Below are 2,891 nucleotides of genomic sequence, written 5' to 3'. Positions count from 1 at the left end.
CAAAGACGGTGACAGTCCGGTACGCGAAAGAAGAAGGAATCATCACGAAAGAGTACCATCGAACACGAGAAATTTGGTGGGAACATGGGAGGACCACCTCCTAAGCCTAAATACGATCATGTGACCGATAGTGAACTAGTACCGTGAGGGAAAGGTGAAAAGAACCCCGGAAGGGGAGTGAAAAGAATCTGAAACCTTGTGCTTACAAGCAGATAGAGCCCATTTATGGGTGATATCGTACTTTTTGTAGAACGGGCCAGCGAGTTATGTTTACAAGCGAGGTTAAGCCTTTTAGGGGCGGAGCCGGAGGGAAACCGAGTGTGAATAGCGCGATAGTTTGTGGACATAGACCCGAAACCGGGTGATCTAGCCATGAGCAGGTTGAAGTTGAAGTAAAATTCAATGGAGGACCGAACCGGGAGCGGTTTAAAACGCTTCGGATGACTTGTGGTTAGGGGTGAAAAGCCAATCGAACTCGGAGATAGCTGGTTCTCCTCGAAATCGCTTTAGGGCAAGCCTCATTGTGAGATGGAGGGAGGTAGAGCACTGACTGGTCGCAGGGCACTCTGTGTTACTAACACCTATCAAACTTCGAATTCCGTTCATTACCAATGGGAGTGAGACGATGTGGGATAAGCTTCATCGTCAAAAGGGAAACAGCCCAGATCATCAGCTAAGGTCCCAAAATGACGTTCAGTGGAAAAGGATGTTATTTTACTTGGACAACCAGGATGTTGGCTTAGAAGCAGCCATACATTTAAAGAGTGCGTAATAGCTCACTGGTCGAGTGAAGTTGCGCCGAAGATACACGGGGCTAAACGTCATACCGAAGCTATGGGATGGATCGAGACGAAAAGTATTTTATGAAAGCTTTCCAAAAATTGATGAGAAATATCGCACACAAAGAGTCAAATTTCAACAAACATGAGATACGACAGAAAAAAGCCAAATGGTATAAGGTTATTCCAAGATATCATTCATCAATTTCATTGGGCTAATAAAGGAAGGCGTATTCATAGAATACTTTTTGTCTCGACCATCGGTAGAGGAGCATCGACTACACATTGAAGCATCAAGGGTAACCTATTGTGGAGCGTAGTCGAGAGAGAATGCTGGCATGAGTAGCGAGAAGGTGAGTGAGAATCTCACCCGTCGAAAGCCGAAGGGTTCCTGAGCAAGGCTCGTCCTCTCAGGGTAAGTCGGGACCTAAGCTGAGGCCGAAAGGCGTAGGCGATGGACAACCGGTGGAAATTCCGGTACAGTAAAGAATCGTTTGAGAGAAGTGTTGACGCAGGAAGCTACGCAAAGCGCGTTGAAGGTATGCGCGTCCAACGAAGTAGGCTAGTCCGGCAGGCAAATCCGTCGGATGGTGCTGAGTTCGGATGGGGATCGAAATTTAAGTAGAGAAGTTGCCGATGCTACACTGCCAAGAAAAGACGCTATCGAGATTTTTTGCTCCCGTACCAAAACCGACACAGGTAGGCAGGAAGAAAATTCTAAGACGCGCGGAAGAACCTTTGTTAAGGAACTCGGCAAAATGACCCCGTAACTTCGGGAGAAGGGGTGCCATCTTCGGATGGCCGCAGAGAATCGGCCCAAGCGACTGTTTACCAAAAACACAAGTATCTGCGAAGCCGCAAGGCGAAGTATAGGTGCTGACACCTGCCCGGTGCTGGAAGGTCAAGGGGAGTTGTTAGAAGCAATTCGAAGCGACGAACTTAAGCCCCAGTAAACGGCGGCCGTAACTATAACGGTCCTAAGGTAGCGAAATTCCTTGTCGGGTAAGTTCCGACCCGCACGAAAGGTGTAACGATTTGGGCACTGTCTCAACAAAGGATCCGGTGAAATTGTAGTAGTCGTGAAGATGCGACTTACCCACGCTAGGACGGAAAGACCCCATGGAGCTTTACTGCAGGTTGACATTGGACTTTGGTTTGTAATGTACAGGATAGGTGGGAGACTTAGAAACATTGTCGCCAGATGATGCGGAGTCGTCCTTTGGATACCACCCTTTACAGACTAGGGTTCTAACCTAGGACCGTGAACCGGTTCGGGGACACTGTCAGTCGGACAGTTTGACTGGGGCGGTCGCCTCCCAAAGAGTAACGGAGGCGTTCAAAGGTTCGCTCAGGATGGACAGAAACCATTCAACGAGTATAAAGGCAAAAGCGAGCTTCACTGCGAGACCTACAAGTCGAGCAGATACGAAAGTAGGACTTAGTGATCCGGTGGTACCGTGTGGAAGGGCCATCGCTTAACGGATAAAAGCTACCCTGGGGATAACAGGCTTATACCCCCCAAGAGTTCACATCGACGGGGGTGTTTGGCACCTCGATGTCGGCTCGTCTCATCCTGGAGCTGGAGCAGGTTCCAAGGGTTGGGCTGTTCGCCCATTAAAGAGGTACGCGAGCTGGGTTCAGAACGTCGTGAGACAGTTCGGTCCCTATCCAGCGTGGGCGTAAGAAATTTGAGAGGAGCTGTCCCTAGTACGAGAGGACCGGGATGGACGAACCGATGGTGTACCGGTTGTTCTGCCAAGAGCATAGCCGGGTAGCTACGTTCGGAAGGGATAAGCGCTGAAGGCATCTAAGCGCGAAGCCCCCCTCGAGATGAGATTTCTAAGAGACCGTGAAGAAAACACGGTTGATAGGTCAGAGGTGGAAGCGCAGTAATGCGTGGAGCTAACTGATACTAATCTCTCGAATATTTGACCAGAAATACCTATTACGATTGGGAAATGGCTAAACAAGCGAATTGCTTGGAAGCTATTTCGACCGCCTAAGATTAGGTGAGTCATTGTTATGGAGAGGACTTGTTCCAACGACAAGTCAATATGGTGACGATAGCGCAGGGGATACACCTGTTCCCATCTCGAACACAGAAGTTAAGCC

General features: G+C 49.1%; 2 rRNA genes. Both read left to right on the top strand.

Features of this window, described 5'->3' with window-relative positions:
* A 23S ribosomal RNA gene (locus BN98_RS08175) occupies positions 1 to 2,715 on the top strand.
* Positions 2,716 to 2,832: 117 nt separating this feature from the next.
* Positions 2,833 to 2,891, top strand: a 5S ribosomal RNA gene (rrf, locus tag BN98_RS05080); the annotation flags it as partial.

The organism is Levyella massiliensis (assembly GCF_000308275.2).
GTDB classification, from domain to species: domain Bacteria; phylum Bacillota; class Clostridia; order Tissierellales; family Peptoniphilaceae; genus Murdochiella; species Murdochiella massiliensis_A.
Note: the sequence above shows the minus strand (reverse complement) of the source record. Positions and strands in the feature narration are given on the sequence as shown.